At 64.8% G+C, this 957-nt stretch carries 1 protein-coding gene; it reads left to right on the top strand.

Features of this window, described 5'->3' with window-relative positions; translation table 11 throughout:
- Positions 1-957: elongation factor Tu (gene tuf, locus FMZ75_RS21140; RefSeq protein WP_166146298.1), on the top strand; the 957-nt coding region annotated here is incomplete at its 5' end.

Raw genomic sequence — 957 nt, 5'->3', positions numbered from 1 at the left:
CACGTCGACTGCCCCGGCCACGCCGATTATGTGAAGAACATGATCACCGGCGCCGCGCAGATGGACGGCGCCATCCTCGTCGTCTCCGCCGCCGACGGCCCGATGCCGCAGACCCGCGAGCACATACTGCTCGCCCGCCAGGTCGGCGTGCCGGCGCTCGTCGTGTTCCTGAACAAGGTCGACATGGTCGACGATCCCGAGCTGCTCGAGCTCGTCGAGCTCGAGGTTCGCGAGCTGCTGTCGAAATACGAGTTCCCCGGCGACGACATTCCGATCACCAAGGGTTCGGCCCTGGCGGCGCTCGAGAACAAGACGCCCGAGATCGGCCATGACGCGATCCTGAAGCTGATGCAGACGGTCGACGAATATATCCCGCAGCCGGAGCGTCCGAAGGATCAGCCCTTCCTGATGCCGGTCGAGGACGTGTTCTCGATCTCGGGCCGCGGCACGGTGGTGACGGGCCGCGTCGAGCGCGGCGTGGTCAAGGTCGGCGAGGAAGTCGAGATCGTCGGCATTCGCCCGACGGTGAAGACGACCGTGACCGGCGTCGAAATGTTCCGCAAGCTGCTCGATCAGGGCGAGGCGGGCGACAATATCGGCGCGCTGCTGCGCGGCACCAAGCGCGAGGACGTGGAGCGCGGCCAGGTTCTGTCGAAGCCGGGCTCGGTGAAGCCGCACACCAAGTTCAAGGCGGAAGCCTATATTCTGACGAAGGAAGAAGGCGGCCGTCATACGCCGTTCTTCACCAACTATCGTCCGCAGTTCTACTTCCGCACGACGGATGTGACCGGCATTGTGACGCTGCCCGAGGGCGTGGAGATGGTGATGCCGGGCGATAATGTGGCGATGGAGGTGAACCTCATCGTTCCGATCGCCATGGAGGAGAAGCTGCGCTTCGCCATCCGCGAAGGCGGCCGCACCGTCGGCGCCGGCGTCGTCGCCTCGATCATCGAATAA

Source organism: Methylosinus sp. RM1, from assembly GCF_011378635.1.
In the GTDB taxonomy this organism is placed as follows: domain Bacteria; phylum Pseudomonadota; class Alphaproteobacteria; order Rhizobiales; family Beijerinckiaceae; genus Methylosinus; species Methylosinus sporium.
Note: the sequence above shows the minus strand (reverse complement) of the source record. Positions and strands in the feature narration are given on the sequence as shown.